At 66.0% G+C, this 15,531-nt stretch carries 17 protein-coding genes; 14 read left to right on the top strand and 3 right to left on the bottom strand.

All coding sequences use genetic code 11. The annotated features are described in order from the left end of the window. The 3 genes from AC3A4Z_RS21210 (at position 1) to AC3A4Z_RS21200 (ending at position 5,319) form a co-directional block, all read left to right on the top strand. Entirely contained in the window at positions 1–966 is a 966-nt protein-coding gene (locus tag AC3A4Z_RS21210; protein ID WP_498714113.1) for a DUF4194 domain-containing protein, read from the top strand. Next, complete coding sequence (locus AC3A4Z_RS21205) at positions 963–4,442, top strand: ATP-binding protein (RefSeq protein WP_498714111.1); 3,480 nt, start codon at positions 963–965, stop codon at positions 4,440–4,442. Before AC3A4Z_RS21210 ends, AC3A4Z_RS21205 begins: the two co-directional genes overlap by 4 nt. 190 nt (positions 4,443–4,632) lie before the next feature. Next, entirely contained in the window at positions 4,633–5,319 is a 687-nt protein-coding gene (locus AC3A4Z_RS21200; protein WP_498714109.1) for a hypothetical protein, read from the top strand. Positions 5,320–5,366: 47 nt separating this feature from the next. On the opposite strand, the gene AC3A4Z_RS21195 is transcribed toward AC3A4Z_RS21200, so the two are convergent. Beyond that, positions 5,367–5,861: an FBP domain-containing protein gene (locus AC3A4Z_RS21195; RefSeq protein ID WP_498714107.1), complete on the bottom strand. Its 495-nt coding sequence runs from the start codon at positions 5,859–5,861 to the stop codon at positions 5,367–5,369. Between the two features lie 378 nt (positions 5,862–6,239). Here AC3A4Z_RS21195 and AC3A4Z_RS21190 point away from each other — a divergent pair, with 378 nt between their 5' ends. The 6 genes from AC3A4Z_RS21190 to AC3A4Z_RS21165 all read left to right on the top strand — a co-directional run bounded on the left by AC3A4Z_RS21190 (position 6,240) and on the right by AC3A4Z_RS21165 (position 12,409). Continuing rightward, on the top strand, positions 6,240–7,331 hold the full coding sequence (locus tag AC3A4Z_RS21190) for an iron-siderophore ABC transporter substrate-binding protein (RefSeq protein ID WP_498714105.1): 1,092 nt from the start codon (positions 6,240–6,242) through the stop codon (positions 7,329–7,331). Between the two features lie 10 nt (positions 7,332–7,341). Continuing rightward, complete coding sequence (locus AC3A4Z_RS21185) at positions 7,342–8,433, top strand: FecCD family ABC transporter permease (protein WP_498714103.1); 1,092 nt, start codon at positions 7,342–7,344, stop codon at positions 8,431–8,433. A 23-nt stretch (positions 8,434–8,456) separates the two neighbouring features. Beyond that, positions 8,457–9,527: a FecCD family ABC transporter permease gene (locus AC3A4Z_RS21180; RefSeq protein ID WP_498714233.1), complete on the top strand. Its 1,071-nt coding sequence runs from the start codon at positions 8,457–8,459 to the stop codon at positions 9,525–9,527. A 1-nt stretch (position 9,528) separates the two neighbouring features. Continuing rightward, the gene (locus AC3A4Z_RS21175) at positions 9,529–10,344 is read left to right on the top strand and encodes an ABC transporter ATP-binding protein (protein ID WP_498714101.1); all 816 of its coding nucleotides are present in this window, start codon (positions 9,529–9,531) and stop codon (positions 10,342–10,344) included. Continuing rightward, positions 10,341–11,381: a siderophore-interacting protein gene (locus AC3A4Z_RS21170; RefSeq protein WP_498714099.1), complete on the top strand. Its 1,041-nt coding sequence runs from the start codon at positions 10,341–10,343 to the stop codon at positions 11,379–11,381. The genes AC3A4Z_RS21175 and AC3A4Z_RS21170 overlap by 4 nt, the downstream gene beginning before the upstream one ends. Positions 11,382–11,563: 182 nt before the next feature. Continuing rightward, complete coding sequence (locus AC3A4Z_RS21165; RefSeq protein ID WP_498714098.1) at positions 11,564–12,409, top strand: SGNH/GDSL hydrolase family protein; 846 nt, start codon at positions 11,564–11,566, stop codon at positions 12,407–12,409. Here AC3A4Z_RS21165 and AC3A4Z_RS21160 read toward each other — a convergent pair. Continuing rightward, the gene (locus AC3A4Z_RS21160) at positions 12,406–12,693 is read right to left on the bottom strand and encodes a YciI family protein (protein ID WP_498714096.1); all 288 of its coding nucleotides are present in this window, start codon (positions 12,691–12,693) and stop codon (positions 12,406–12,408) included. The two genes, AC3A4Z_RS21165 and AC3A4Z_RS21160, sit on opposite strands and share 4 nt — an antisense overlap. A 63-nt stretch (positions 12,694–12,756) precedes the next feature. Between AC3A4Z_RS21160 and AC3A4Z_RS21155 the strand changes: the two genes are divergently transcribed. The 5 genes from AC3A4Z_RS21155 (at position 12,757) to rpsN (ending at position 15,036) form a co-directional block, all read left to right on the top strand. Beyond that, positions 12,757–13,245, top strand: coding sequence for a MarR family transcriptional regulator (locus tag AC3A4Z_RS21155; RefSeq protein WP_493972999.1), 489 nt, complete (start codon positions 12,757–12,759; stop codon positions 13,243–13,245). 63 nt (positions 13,246–13,308) lie between these two features. Next, positions 13,309–14,070 carry an SGNH/GDSL hydrolase family protein gene (locus tag AC3A4Z_RS21150; protein WP_498714093.1) on the top strand — a complete coding sequence of 254 codons (762 nt, stop codon included), beginning with the start codon at positions 13,309–13,311 and terminating at the stop codon, positions 14,068–14,070. Between the two features lie 254 nt (positions 14,071–14,324). Beyond that, on the top strand, positions 14,325–14,561 hold the full coding sequence (gene rpmB / locus AC3A4Z_RS21145) for a 50S ribosomal protein L28 (RefSeq protein ID WP_003798559.1): 237 nt from the start codon (positions 14,325–14,327) through the stop codon (positions 14,559–14,561). Next, complete coding sequence (gene rpmG, locus AC3A4Z_RS21140) at positions 14,561–14,728, top strand: 50S ribosomal protein L33 (RefSeq protein WP_013602737.1); 168 nt, start codon at positions 14,561–14,563, stop codon at positions 14,726–14,728. Before rpmB ends, rpmG begins: the two co-directional genes overlap by 1 nt. Positions 14,729–14,730: 2 nt before the next feature. Beyond that, entirely contained in the window at positions 14,731–15,036 is a 306-nt protein-coding gene (gene rpsN / locus AC3A4Z_RS21135; protein ID WP_009358853.1) for a 30S ribosomal protein S14, read from the top strand. Positions 15,037–15,289: 253 nt separating this feature from the next. Here rpsN and AC3A4Z_RS21130 read toward each other — a convergent pair. Beyond that, positions 15,290–15,531: hypothetical protein (locus AC3A4Z_RS21130; protein WP_498714091.1), on the bottom strand; the 242-nt coding region annotated here is incomplete at its 5' end.

Here is a 15,531-nt window from a genome sequence, read left to right as displayed (position 1 = left end):
ATGACTGAAGATACGACGACGGCCGCCCCGGTGGGTGAGTCCGTCGAAACCCCTGAAACCGACGTCCCGGTGGTTGAACCCGTCGAAACCCGGCAGGATCCCTTTTCGGTAACTCCCCGCGACACCTTCGTGGATGGTGCCGCCCTGTTCCCCGGCGACACGGGCGTGCTCTCGATGAAGGTGCGGCAGGCGCTGGTGAAACTCCTCAAGGGCCCCTATGTGGACGGCGGCCGCGACGAAAAACTGTGGACGGTCCTGCTGGATCACCAGGTCATTCTCCGCAGCCGTCTCTCCGAGCTGTTCCTCACCATACAGCTGGACCACGAACGGAAGATTGCCGTGCTGCGCCCGGTTGATCCGGACGCCATCGGAGGCAGTGCCCGCTCCAGCATCCTCCGGCAGCAGCGCGCGCTCAGTCGGGTGGAGACCATCGTGCTGCTGCGGATGCGCCTGCTCCTGGACCGGCACGTCACCGCCCAGACGGATCCCACCATCACGCGCGAGGAAATCGCCGATCTGGTCACCCATTACCAACCCGCCGGCCAACAGGACGCGCTCCGCGATTCCGACGTGGTCAACCGGGCCATCACCAAGCTCCTGGCCCGCCAACTCCTCCTCCCGACGGGCCTGGACGACGTCTACACCATCTCCAACGCCCTGCCCCTGGCACTCCCCTTCGAAAACATCGGCGACATCCCCGCCCAAATCGAAGCCCTCGCAGCAGCAACCACCGACCCCGCCGGCACAGAGGCGCTCATCGACCTTGACGGCGCCTCGCAGGAAGAGGACGACGACGCCGACGGTGACGTGAAGAACGACGACGGCGGCGCTGCCGCCCCGGGAGTGGCATCGGGCCTGTCGGAGCCGGACGGCTCGCTGCTTGCAGCAGAGCCGTCCGGCGGAGGGGCGGGGGCGGCAGCGCCGGCGTCGTACCCAGCCACGGAAACAAACGGAGGAGCCAAGTGAGCATCGCGAGCATGCTGCCCATCGGCGAAGTGACGAACCCTGGCCAGATGCGCCTTGCACTGGTGCAGGTGGTCAACTGGGGCACGTTCCATGGGGCGCACACAATGCACGTGGACCGGAACGGGACGCTGCTGACGGGCAACTCGGGTGTGGGCAAGTCGACGCTGTTCGATGCGATGCTGCGGGTGTTCGATGCCCGGCCGAGGTCCAATGAGGCCGCTGCCCAGCGGTCGGGCGGTGCGGTGGAGGACAGGCGCACCACGTTTACGTACATGCGCGGCAAGGTGGGCGACAAGGCCGTGGGTGAGGGCTCGGCGAGCGCCTTCCAGCGGCCGGGTGCCACGTGGTCCGCCGTCGCCCTGACGTTTGATAACGCCGCCGGCACCCGGGTGACCATCTCGGCGCTGTTCGACCTGCCGAAGAACGGTACTGAGTCGAGCGTGGGGCGGTTCTACGTGATCGACCATTCTCCGCTGGACCTCGAAGCGCTGGAAGCCATCGCGGACAAACGGTTCACCAAGGCTGCCCTGGAGACGATCTTCCCGGACGCCCAGGTCTTCGATGTGCACAAGGCCTTCGCGGAACGCTTCCGCCGCCTGCTGGGCATCAACTCGGACCAGGCCCTGCCGCTCCTGCGGGTCATCCAGGCGGGCAAGGGCCTGGGCGGCAGCGTGAACACCTTCTTCCGGGACCAGGTCCTGGACGCCCCCGCAACGCTCGCCGCGGCGGACGACGTGGTGGAGGAGTTCAGCAACCTGATGTCCATCCGGCAGCGGCTGGAGGACGTCCGGCAGCAGCGCGACCAGCTTGCCCCGGTGCCGGGCCTGAACCGGGAGTATGCCCAGTCGCTGCTGGATGCGAACCGGCTGCGGGACCTGGCCGGCGAGGAATTCGAGGCCTACAAGCAGAAACTGGCCGTCACGGTCCACCAGAAAACCCTGGCGCGCTTCAAGGAGCTGGCCCAGGCGAAGGCCAAGGAGCTCGGCGCCGAGCGAAGCGTCCGGGACGGCCTGGCCAAGGAACTGCGCCAGCTGGAGACGGATTACAACAACCAGGGCGGCAACGCCATTTCCGCCATCGAGCAGTCGCTGGAAAACGCGCGGGTGGGCCTGAAGCTCCGCCAGCAGGTGGAGGAAGCGGCACGCCAGGCATTGGCCGACGCCGGACTGCAGCTTGAGTGGACGGAGGAAGGCTGGGAGCAGGCGCATGAGCAGGCTGCCGCCCGGTCCGCAGAGCTCAAGGATGATTCGCAGGCCCTGCAGGAGCTCCGCTTTGAAGCCTTCGACGCCCACGCAACCAAGAAGCGGGAGCTGGCCGCGGCTGAGCAGGAGCTCGTGTCCCTGAAGACGCGCAAATCCCTGCTGCCGCCGTCAAGCATTGAAAACCGCGCGGCCATCGCGGCCGCCACCGGCATTCCGGAGGACCGGATGCCCTTCGCCGGCGAACTGATGGACCTCGCCGAGGGGCAGGAGAAATGGCGCCCGGCCGCCGAGCGCGCCCTCCGGAACCTCGCCACCACCCTGCTGGTACCCGGCGAGCATTTCACCGCCGTAACCCGTTACCTGAACGACCACAACGTCCGCGGCGCGCTGCGGGCGGTGGACGTTTCAAAGCCGCTTGCCGGCGGTGCCCTGGCCCTGGAGGACGTGCACGACGGCGACCTGCTGACCAAGCTGGACATCCTCACCACGGGCGCCGCCGCCGAAGCCGGGGCATGGATCCGTGAGCGCATCGCTTTGGACTTCGCCTACCCCTGCGTGGAAGATCCGGACGAACTCGCGCGGCTGGACCGCGGCCTGAGCCTGGGCGGCGTGGTGAAGCGCAACCGCCACACCGTGGAGAAGGACGACCGGTTCACCAGCCGGCAGGATTACGTCCTCGGGTTCGATAATGCCGCCAAGCTGGAACTCGTGGCCGGCCAAGTGGAGGACCTCCGCCAGGAAGTGGCTAAAGCGGCAGAGCTCGCGCAGAGCCGCGAGGATTCGCACCAGGGCATGAGCCGGCAGCTTGACGCGCTGCGCCGGATCGCGGAGGACCACCGCCCCTGGGATCAGGTTTCTGCTGCCGTGGCGGCTGATGAGCTGGCCCGGATCGAGCAGCGGCTGAAGGATGCCCTGGCCGCGCAGGCCGACCTTGAGCCCCTCCGCGCCACCATCGAGGGCGTGCGGCAGAAGCACCAGTCCAGCACTGAGGCGGCTGCCGTCCTGCAGAGCGAATACAAGGCGCTGGACCGGCAGCTCACCGCTGCCGATACCCTGCTGGAAGCTGCGCGGGACCGCCTTACCCAGGCTCCGCCGTCGGACGCCACTGTCACCGCGCTGGAACCGTACTTCGCCGGTTTCGGCGACGTCAGCGAGATGCACGAGCTGGACAACCTCGCCAACCGGGTCCTGACCGCGCTCCTGGGCGAGCTGCACACCGCGGAGTCCCGGGGGCAGGCCACGGCCGAGCGGCTTACCCGGATTTTCGAAGGCTTCGTGCGCGAATGGGGCAGCGCGATTTCTGCGGACCACGGCACCACCATCGGCGCCGCCAGCGAGTTCGAGACGCGCTACCACGCCATCGTCAGCGACGGCCTGCCCGCGCAGGAGGCCGAATTCCGGCAGTTCTTCAACCAGCGCACGCACGAATCCTTCAGCACGCTGCTCCACCTGCTCGACGAGGAACGCCGGTCCATCACCAGCCGCATCCTTCCCCTGAACGGGATCCTGTCCCAGGTCAACTTCCACGAGGGCAGCTTCCTGGAGCTGGACATTAAGCAGACCCTGCCGCCCACGGCCAAGCAGTTCAAGGACGCCATCCAGAACGCCCTCAAGGCCCGCCATACGCGGCCGGCCAGGGCTGACGGTACCCGGACGGACGGCAGCAACGGGGCAGGGGATGACGATGCCGAGCTCACCGCCCGCTACAAGTCCCTGGAAACCCTGGTGAAGCGGCTCGGTTCGCAGGCGCCGGAGGACAGGCGCTGGCGGGCAGAGGTGCTGGACGTCCGCGGCCACCTGTTTATCCAGTGCAAGGAGCACCGCGAGGTGGCCGGGGCGTCCTCGGGCAAAAAGGGCGGTGCCAAAAAGACCGAAGTTTTTATGCATGCGGACACCGGATCCATGTCCGGCGGCGAGCGCCAGCGCTTCACGGCCTTCATCATGGCCGCCGCGCTGAGCTACCAGCTGGGCATCGCCGAGCAGGGCTTCACCACGTACGGCACGGTGATGATGGACGAGGCCTTTGTGCTGGCGTCCGAGGAGTTCGCCGGCGCCGGGATCAAGGCGTTGCACGAGTTCGGGTTCCAGCTGCTGCTGGCCGCGCCGGAGAACGTGATCGACCTCTCCCGGCACCTTGGATCAGTGACCGAGATCCTCCGCGACAGGCGCACCAACCGCTCTGGAGTACTGACCGCACCCGTCATCAAGCGGCCGGCGGGCGAAGAGGGAACCTGGCGCTCGGAGGCGAACCCCGTGGACATCATTTTGCGCTAGGCCCTCCCGGTATGCGGTTTATAACAAATCGATGGATATATTGCGCGGGAGCTGTTGGGGAGTGCTGTCCTGGTGCCATGCTGGTCGGCATCAATCACTCGCCCTCATCCTCCTGACGGTACTTGTGGAACGCTGGGTCCCGCGCCTGACGCCTTGGAGTGTGACGGCCTTCGCTTGAAAGGCACCCCAGATGCGCCCAGCACATCGCGCCACCACCTTCATGGCGCTCACCGCGATCGCGGCCCTCACCCTCACGGGCTGCGCGGAGGGCCCTGCCGCGGACGGAAGCTCTTCCGGTGGCACTGCCGCCCAAACGGCGCCTGCCGCAAGCCCGCCTGCATCCATCATTCCCGTCGCCACCTCTTCGCCCGCTCCTGCCGGGCCGGTGACCTTCACGTTCCCGGACGGCCGCCTGTCCTTTGCCCACCCGGAGGGGTGGCGTGTGGAGCATGAACAGGTTTCCACGTCCCCTGCGGTGGAAACCGCGACCGTCTACGACGCCGGCGGCCAGGAACAGGTCGCCATCTACTACAGCGAAATCGGTGACGCCACGGCCGGCAATGTCTCCAGGTTCATCATCGAGACGGACCCGGTTCCAGGATTGATCGGGGCTGCGGTTCCCACACCCAGTTCGTCGTTCTTTGTCGACCACGCTTTTGGCACTCCTACATACCGCATGGGGCTAACGCCGGGATCGCCGGTCTCTCCCGACGGGCAGGTGCAATACGGGCTGGTGATGCTCGGCGACCGCATTCTGACCGCAGACGTGCTTTTCGACGGTCGACAGTTTGCGAACGACGAGGCGGCCAAGGAGTGGTACTGGGGTGATGAAGGCCGCTCCCTGAAAGCGTTGCTGATGAGCTTCACTTACCGCTGACCGGCGTGCAAGAGGAACCCTCCCCACGGGGAGGGTTCCTCTTGCTGTTATTTGGCCTGCACCCGCGACAGGAACTGGGCCGTGCGTTCCTTCAGTCCATCAATCTGGCGAAGGACGACGGCGGCCGGGTCGGGATTGATCTCGTTGGCCGGCGGTTCCTTGCGGACATTGCCGCAGCACAGGAAGTCGGCGCAGATCAGTGTTCCGACGGTATTGCCGTTGCGGCCGGACTGGCCGGCGCGCCTGGCCACCCAAAGGAGGACGTCCTCCTTTGAAAAGACGTCCCGGCACAGTTCGCACAGGACGGAGCGGTTTTTCCGCGCACCGCCTTCGGGTGCGCGAAGCATGATGCCCGTGAGCCCCGTAGGGCCGGGTATCACCAGGTAGCCGCGGAGCGGCATCTTCTCGTCCCGCCACCCCAGGAAGTCGAGGCGGTCCCAGTCCAGCGCGTCAAAGTCCTTGGGCAGGGTGAGCTTGGCCGCCTCCGAGCGGCTGGCATTAACGAAGGACGAGCGGATTTGTTGAGGCGTGATGGATTGCATGGCAGAGCTTTCGAAAGATAGGGAGCCCCGGGACTGCGGGGAATGGGTGTAAAGGGTCAGCAGGTCTCCGCGGAGCAGGCCAAAGCGGCCACCCCGCTTCCCATGGCAGCGATGGCCGGGCTGGCCGTCTGCGTGCGCATCGTTCCTGGTGTCCTATCTCGAAAGCTCGGGCTCGGGTGCAGTGGTTCTGATGCACTGGCCGGTGCCCAATCAACCGGCAGTGCCATCCTGCCAAAAGCTGCGGTCGGTGTCCAAGGAGCGGCGAGCGGGAAAGTGTGTCGTTCGTCACGAGAAGGATTAAGTGACGTAAACGTTGCGTAATGGCTGCAAGGGTAGGCTAGCCTTACTTAAGTTCGCTTCAGACACTTAAGGAGTTCCGTGACTTCCCCCCTCTTCCCCGGGCCCAGTGCCACCCGCCGCACGCTGTTCAAGTCAGCCGGCAAGGCGGCGGCCGTTCTGGCCGCAGCGGCGCTCACCCTCTCCGCCTGCTCCACAGGTCCCGCAACCTCCGCCCCGGACTCAACGGCCTCCAGCTCCAGCAGCGCCCAGTTCCCGGTCACCATCGACCACGCCTTCGGCCAGACGACCATTGAAAAGCAGCCCACGCGCGTGGCCACCGTCTCCTGGGTCAATGACGACGTTGCCATTGCCCTCGGCGTTGTTCCAGTCGGTGTCCCCAAGAACGAGTGGGGCGGCAACGACCAGGGCTCCACTCCCTGGAAGGATGCAGCACTCGAGGAGCTCGGCGCCGGCTTCGGCACCGACAAGGCGCCGGTCCAGTACTCCGAAGCTGACGGCATCAACTTCACCGAGATCGCCAAGCTCACCCCGGACGTCATCCTCGCTGCCTACTCCGGCCTCACAGAAGAGGACTACAAGAAGCTCAGCGAGATCGCCCCCGTCGTGGCCCACCCTGAGCTGGCCTACGGGACTTCATGGCAGGACGCCACCACCATCATCGGAAAGGCACTCGGCAAGGACACCGAAGCGGCCAAGCTGGTCGCGGACACCGAGGCCACCGTGAAGGAGGAAGCCGCCAAGTACCCGCAGATCGCCGGCAAGACCTTCATTTACGGCTACGCCCTTCCCTCGGACCCCACCCAGACGGGCATCTACACGGCCAATGACAACCGGCCCAAGTTCCTGTCTGCCATCGGAATGAAGCTCGCCCCGGTCGCCGAACAGGCCTCCGCAGGCTCCAAGGAATTCTTCGTCCCCTGGTCTGCCGAGAAGGCCAATGAACTGGAATCGGACATCTTCCTCAGCTCCGTCGAGGACGCCAGCGAGGCGGACGCCATCAAGAGCGATCCCCTGCTCGGCCAGATCCCGGCCGTCAAGAACGGCGCGTTCGTCGCAGACGCAAACAAGAGCCTGGTCCTGGCAATCTCTGCATCCTCCCCGCTGAGCCTGCCCTGGGCGCTGGACACGTTCCTGCCCGAGCTGGCCACTGCTGCGGACGCAGTGAAGTAGCAGTAGTCCAGTGACACAGAGTACGACGACGGCGGCCCACCAGGCGCGGATTCCCGGCACTTCCGTGCCGGGAAGGGGAGCACGTGCCCTGCTCCGCGGTGACGCTTCCAGTGGAAAGCGGGCGGCATTGCTGCTGGCCGCCGTCGTTGTGCTCGCCCTCCTGGCCGGGGCATCCCTGGCCACCGGAGCCCGGGGCCTTCCCCTGGAGACGGCGTGGCAGGCCCTCACCGCCTTCGATCCTGCCAACGGGGACCATGCCGTCGTCCACGCGCGCATCCCGCGGACCGTCCTGGGCCTGCTGGCCGGCGCGGCGCTCGGCCTGGCAGGCGCCGCCATGCAGGGTGTGGCCCGGAACCCCCTTGCCGATCCGGGCATCATGGGTGTTAACGCGGGCGCCGCCCTCGCCGTAGTGACGGGCATCTACGTCTTCGGCGTCGGCTCACTCTCCGGGTACATCTGGTTCGCCTTCCTCGGCGCCGCAGCTGCCGCCGTCGTGGTTTACCTCATCGCGTCACTGGGCAGGGACGGCGCCACTCCCGTGAAACTCGCCCTGGCAGGGGCGGCGCTGAACGCGGGGCTGTACTCCCTGATGAACGTCATCCTGGTCTCGAGCCAGGACACCCTGGACCGGTTCCGCTTCTGGCAGGTGGGCGGGATCGCCGGGCGCGACTGGTCCGTGCTGCTGTCCGGACTCCCGTTCCTGGCCGCCGGAGCACTCATCGTGCTGCTGACCGGACGGATCCTCAACAGCCTGGCCCTGGGTGATGACATCGCCCGCGGCCTCGGCCAGCGCGTGGGACTGGTCCGCGCCATCACAGCCCTCGGCATCGTGCTGCTCTGCGGCTCGGCCACGGCCCTTGCCGGGCCCATCGCCTTTGTAGGCCTGATCATTCCGCACGCCGTCCGGTTCCTCACCGGGCCCGACTACCGCTGGATCCTGCCCTTCTCCATGGTCCTGGCTCCGGTGCTGCTCCTGGGCGGGGACATCATCGGCCGCGTGGTGCTGCTGCCCGGCGAAGTGCCCGCGGGGATCATGACAGCCCTGGTCGGGGCTCCCGTCTTTGTCTGGCTCATCCGCCGCGGAAAGGGGGCCGGACTGTGAGCGTCACCCAGACTCCGCGCGAGATGACACTTAACAACAATCCCGCGCGCAAACATTGGGGTTTTCTGCCGTCTCGCGGCTTGAACCGGACCGCGATCCTGGCAGCCGCCGTCGTGGTCCTCTTTGCAGCGTCCGTCCTGCTGGGCAGCTACACCGTGACCATCCCGGACTTCTTCAAGATCCTTCTCGCGCACCTGACCGACGGTGAGAAGATCCCCGGCGCCAGCTTCATTGTGATGGAGAACAAGCTGCCCCGTGCGGTGATCGGCACCATGATCGGCCTCGCGTTTGGCCTGGCCGGCGCCCTCTTCCAGACCATGCTCCGCAACCCGCTGGCCAGTCCGGACGTCATCGGCATCAGCTACGGGGCCAGCGCAGCCGCGGTTATGGCCATCGTGGTGTTCGGCGCCTCCGGTGCCGCGGTCTCCGGGGCTGCCCTGGGCGGCGCGCTCGTCGTCGCGGCCATCATCTACGCGATTTCCAGCAGCGGCCTGCGGGGAACCACCCGCGGCGATGCTGCCGGAAACCGCCTCATCCTCGCAGGCGTGGGAATCGCGGCCGCACTGCAGGCCGTGGTCAACTTCCTGATGACCCGCGCCGATATCCGGACCGCCGCCGACGCCCTCGTCTGGCTCAACGGATCCCTCAACTCGGCCAACTGGGACCGCGCCGGCGTCCTGGCCGTGTCCCTCGTGGTCCTCATTCCTGCGGTTGCCGCCATTTCGGGCCCTCTGCGCATCCTGGAGCTAGGCCCCGACGCCGCCGCCGGCCTGGGTATCAGAGTAGGGGCCACCCGGCTCGCGCTGGTGGTCATTGCGGTCGCGCTGGCGGCAGTGGCGACGGCGGCAGCCGGGCCCGTCTCGTTCGTCGCCTTCCTGTCCGGGCCCATCGCCCGGCGCTTCACCGGCAAAGCCAGCCTCCCGGCGTCGGCCCTCGTGGGAGCCCTCATTGTCCTCGCGGCCGATTACGCCGCCGCCAACCTCGCCCCCCTGCTGCTGGACGGCACCGTTTTGCCGGTCGGTGTGATCACCGGTGCGCTCGGTGCCCCGTTCCTGCTGTGGCTCCTGGTCACGGCCAACCGAAAGGACGCCTGACGTGGCTGTACTCAACGCCAAGGACCTGACGCTGAAATACGATCAGCGCTGCGTGGTGGACGGCCTCAGTGCCGAAATCCCCGAGGGCAAGGTGACCATGATCGTGGGCGCCAACGCCTGCGGGAAGTCCACCCTCCTGCGCGGCCTGTCCCGGCTCCTCAAGCCCGCGTCCGGTGCTGTGACCCTGGACGGCAAGGACATCCACTCCCGCCCCGCCCGCGAACTTGCCCGCACCCTCGGCCTGCTCCCGCAGCACCCCACCGCGCCGGACGGCATCAAGGTCCGCGACCTCGTGGGCCGCGGGCGGTACCCGCACCAGGGCCTCTTCCGCAGCTGGAGCGAAAAGGACGACGCCGCCGTGCAGCGCGCGCTGGAAGCCACCGAAACGCTGGCCCTCGCCGGGCGGAACGTGGACGAACTCTCCGGCGGGCAGCGCCAGCGGGTGTGGATCGCCATGGCCTTGGCCCAGGAAACGGAGGTGCTGCTCCTCGACGAGCCCACCACCTACCTCGACCTCGCGCACCAGGTGGAGGTCCTGGACCTGGTCACGGACCTGAACCGCCAGCGCGGCACCACCGTGGCCATCGTCCTGCACGACCTCAACCTCGCCGCCCGCTACGCCGACAACGTGATCGCCATGAAGGGCGGCGCGGTGGTGGCGGTCGGTGCGCCGCAGGACGTGGTGACGGAGGGGCTGGTCCGCACTGTCTTCGGCCTCGAATCCCGCGTCATCCCGGACCCCGTGTCCGGAACCCCCCTGATCATTCCCATCGGCCGACACCACGTCCCTGCCAACGAACTGGAGCTCGTTTCATGAAAACCCGCGATATCGCCGCCACCGAGCCCATGACCCTGGCCTTCGAGGTCACGGTCTCTTCCGTGCAGGAACTAAGCCCCAACTTCCGCCGGATCACCTTCGGCGGGTACTCGCTGCGGGACTTCGGCGTCCACGGCGAGACCCTTGACCTCCGGATCAAGCTGATGATCCCGTCGCTCGCTGCTGACGGCACGCAGCTTCCGCTGCCGGTCTTCGAGATGGCCGAAGCGGGCTGGTACCGCGAATGGCTGGCCATGGACCCTGCAGTGCGCGGCTCCATGCGCACGTACACGGTCCGGCAGGCCCGCCTCGACGCCGTGTACCCCGAGATCGACGTGGACTTCGTGATGCACTTCGATGACCACGGAAACGGTGGACCCGCCGCTAACTGGGCCCTCAATGCCAAGCCGGGCGACGCGATCAGCATCATCGGACCCAACAACCGCGCGGCGCACTGCGTCACGGCCGAAATCTACTCCGGCATCGAATGGCGCCCCGGACTGGCGCAGCGCATCCTGCTCGCCGGCGACGAGACCGCCATCCCGGCCATCTCCGCCATCCTGGCAAGCCTGCCCGAATACATGACCGGCCACGCCTTCCTGGAAGTCCCCGAAGCCGGCGACTTCCTCGAACTGGCCTCACCCGCCGACGTCGAAATCACCTGGCTCGCGCGCGGCGCCTCCATCGGACGGTCCCGCCCGCACGGCGAACTGCTCCAGGAGGCAGTGCGCAAGGCAGTGCCGGTGCCCGGCTGGGTCGGCATCAAAGCTGCCGACGGCGGCGCAGGTCCCGAGCCCGAGGACGTCAACGTGGACGAGGACATCCTCTGGGAGACCCCCGCCCGGATGGAAACCGCCGAAATCCAGGCCACCAAAAACCCGGACATGCCCGCCGGCGCCATGCCCTTCTACGCCTGGATCGCCGGCGAAGCCGGGGTCATCAAGGACATGCGGCGTTACTTGGTCCGCGACGTCGGGATTGACCGGAAGCAGGTTGCCTTCATGGGTTACTGGCGCCAAGGCAAAGCCGAAGGCTAAGCCTCCCGCGCGACTCGTTTGGGCACGGCGCCTTCGCGGCTGTTGGATCAAACGCCCCATCAGATCCTGCCGCCTAATTCCCAACGCTCTATCAGTTAATGCTGCTTTTTCTGGAACGCTCTCGCACTTGCTGTTCATCCCGGCGTCGTTCTGCCTTTTCCTTGGGGCGCTACTTTTGGTGCGTGGTGCCTGAACCTTTGCTTCCTGAGTCCGGGCGGCGGGTGTTTGTTGCCCTGGGGGACTCGTTTACTGAAGGTGTGGGGGACCGGGACGAGCGGTTGCCCAATGGAGTCCGTGGCTGGGCCGACAGGGTTGCCGAGAAACTGGCGAAGGCGCAACCAGGGTGGCGCTACGCCAACCTGGCGATCAGGAGCAAACGGCTCCGGCATGTCATCGGTGAGCAACTGCAACCGGCACTGAGCATGCAACCCACCCTCGTCACGCTCTATGCCGGCGGCAACGACATCCTGGATATGAAGACGGACATGGCCGCACTCATGGCCGACTATGAGAAGCTCGTCGAGCGGCTCGCTGGAACAGGCGCCACGGTGGTCCTCTTCACCGGCTTTGACGTCAAGGTTTCAGCACTGCTCGAGCCGCTGAAGAAACGCAACACCTTCTACAACGAGCGGGTCCGGGCTGTCGCCGGAAAGTACGGTGCAGTCCTCGTTGATTACTGGTGCCTGGATGCCTTCCATGACCGCCGGATGTGGGACTCGGACCGCCTGCACATGTCCAAGGCGGGCCACAAGTACCTGGCAGGGCAGGTGCTGGACCAGTTGGGTGTCCCGCACAAGATCCGGCCCAAGGACTGGGACCCGCCGCCAAGGCTCGGGCTGCGGGAGTGGGAACGCCGGCAGCGTCGCTGGGTCCACGACTGGGTCCTGCCGTTGTTCGGACGCAAACTGCGGGGCATCACGCTCGGTGATGAACTCACCCCGCGCTGGCCCGAACCGGTCAAGGTGCCGCGCAAAGGCGGCCTGAAGAAGCTGGCACGGGACCCGGCGAAGGCCCGGCAGGAGTTTTAGCTGTCCAGCAGGTTCTCAAAGCCGGGAGCCACCCGGCCAGCGTGGAACTCGACTACTTCGAAGTCAGCTACGCCGTTGGTGTAGAACGGGTCCTGGGCCAGGCTGGCGTCGAGGGTGGCGCGGTCGGCCCGGGAGAGCAGCAGGCCGCCGGTCCGGGGTACCTTGCGCCCGGCGGCGATGAACACGCCGTCGTCGAAGGCGTTCTGCAGCCAGGCGATGTGCGCATCATTGTGGAAGTCCACGATGTCCTGGGGAACCCGGTAGCTCAGTGAGACAACATACATGGGCCCAGCCTACCGGCCCCGCCTGTCCCTACTTGAAGGATCAACCCACCGTAGAATGGACGCATGACCGAAACCCGCTGGCTCAACGCCGACGAACGCCGTGCCTGGCTGGCCCTGGTAAGTATCAACACGCTGCTGCCCGCAGCCCTCGATACCAAGCTCCACGCAGCGGGAAAACTGTCCCTTTTCGACTACACCGTCCTGGCCATGCTCTCCGAGGCGGAGGAGCGCTTCCTGCCGATGAGCGAGCTGGCCGCCCGCAGCAGTGCTTCCCTGTCGCGGCTTTCGCATGTGGTGACCAAGCTGCAGAAACGGGGGTGGGTGGAACGCCGGCCGCACCCGCACGATGCCCGCGTGACAACAGCACACCTCACTGAGGAAGGCATGGCCACCATCGTGGGACTCGCGCCCGGGCACGTTGAGACGGTGCGGGATTTGTTCCTTGACGCCCTCACCGAGCAGGACGTCCAGGACCTGGCACGGATCGGCGAAAAGGTAGTGGGCCGGCTGGACTCGGACCACTGGATCTTGCGGGAGAACCCCGACGCGTAGCCGGTAAAGCAGGGAACCACGGGGAACTTGGTTGCCCCCAGCAGCGGGTGGCAAACTGGCCAGATGGATTTCACAACGCGCTTCGTTGCCCTTGGTGACTCCTTCACCGAAGGCGTGGGCGACGACGATCCCACCCGCCCCAACGGCGTCCGCGGCTGGGCAGACCGCGTAGCTGAGCAACTCGGCGCCCCGGACCCGGGTTTCGGGTATGCCAACCTCGCCGTCCGCGGCAGGAAGCTCCGCCAGATCCTGGCTGAGCAGGTGGACGCCGCCGTCGAGCTCAAGCCCACGCTGGTGAGCATTTACGCCGGTGCCAACGACATCCTCCGGCCCAGGATCGACATTGACGACCTTCTGGTGGAGTACGACGACGCCATCGCCAAACTGCGCGCCTCCGGTGCCACAGTGCTGATGTTTACCGGCTTCGATGCCCGCGGCTCGAAGGTGTTCAGCACCATGCGGGGGCGGACCGCCATTTACAACGAGCTGGTGCGCGGCATCGCGGGAGACCATGGCGCCCTGCTGGTGGATTACTGGCGCTTCAGCGAGTACTACGACTGGGGCATGTGGGCGCAGGACCGGATGCACATGTCCGCGGCCGGACACGCCAACATGGCCAAGCGCGTGCTGGACGTCCTGGAACATGATCACTCCATCGACGTCCCGCCCATGACCCCTGTCCCCGAGCTCAGCGGGCTGGACGCCATCCGCGCGAACGCCCGGTGGTTCCGTGAGTACGCCGGGCCCTGGGTGGTCCGCCGGGTCACCGGAAAGTCCTCGGGCGACGGGCTGCAGCCCAGGTATCCGCAGCTGACACGCCTCTAACGGAAGCGGCCGCTTATACACCCTCAAGCGCCGGATTGGTCTTTAATTGCGTGAACTCGTAGACTTGGTAGGCGCTAAGTGCGCGGAGCGTGCGCAATTGCTCCGGTTGCCCGGTATTTTCTCCAGGGTGGCCGGTAGTTAGGGGCTCAAGTTGCGTGACTAACCGTTGCCCTTCTTCACTTTTGGGTCGCCCTTAGCAGCATGGTCCAGCAGCAGATATGCGGATCATTACTTTCAATTCTTGAGGAGAAGTCATGGCAGCACACTGCCAAGTGACCGGGGCCGAGCCGGGCTTTGGGCACAGCATTTCGCACTCGCACCGCCGCAACAAGCGTCGGTTCGATCCGAACATCCAGAAGAAGCGCTACTGGGTTCCGTCCCTGCGCCGTAATGTCACGCTGCAGGTATCTGCAAAGGGCATCAAGACCATCGACGTACGCGGCATCGACGTTGTCGTCGCCGACATTCTCGCTCGTGGGGTGAAGCTCTAGTGGCTAAGGACAAGGACGTACGTCCGATCATCAAGCTCAAGTCGACCGCGGGCACGGGTTACACCTACGTAACCCGCAAGAACCGTCGTAATGACCCGGACCGCATGGTTCTGAAGAAGTACGACCCCAAGATCCGCCAGCACGTCGAATTCCGAGAGGAGCGCTAAACATGGCTAAGAAGTCCAAGATTGCTCGCAACGAGCAGCGCAAGGTCATCGTTGAGCGTTACGCTGCAAAGCGCCTCGAGCTGAAGAAGACCCTGGTTGACGAAAACGCAACCGACGAAGCACGCGAAGCAGCCCGCCTGGGCCTGCAAAAGCTGCCCCGCAACGCGTCCCCGATCCGTCTGCGTAACCGCGACATCATCGACGGCCGTCCCCGCGGTACCTTCCAGAAGTTCGGTATCTCCCGTGTCCGCTTCCGCGACATGGCCCACAAGGGCGAACTCCCGGGCATCACCAAGTCTTCCTGGTAATCCAGCCCCGCTGATACCAGCTGCTTGAGAAGGGCCGGCAACCTCACGGTTGCCGGCCCTTCTGCTGTTTAAGCCGCCTGGGCTTGCGGCAGGGAGTGCCCCTGCCGCGTCCGCGTGGCGCAGCCCACAGGGAAGAAGTACGACGCCGGGTGGCCCTTGATGGCGCGCATGCCCGGTTCTGCCGCGTAATTCCGGGGTCCAGGACCTCCGCCGGAGGGCATTTGCGGAACCGCCGGAGGAGGTGTATTGTTTTCTAAGTCGCCGCGAGGGAGACAGCGAAGAGCTGGTTACCGCGGGCGGCCAAACCCCCAAAATATAAACCAAATTCTGGTAGGGCTTTAGGGCGCTCCAGAAGCGGGTGGGGACGACTTCCCACCGGTGAAATCCTGAAATACGGATTTGCACCGGGACGGATAGTCGGGTAAGTTTGAAAAGTTGCTCCGGAGCGATCCTGAACGTTGGTTTGGGTGGTGCCGGGTGTGTCTGTTGTTTGAG

The organism is Arthrobacter sp. Soil_C_49, from assembly GCF_057656635.1.
This window is presented reverse-complemented; position numbering and strand designations above follow the sequence as displayed.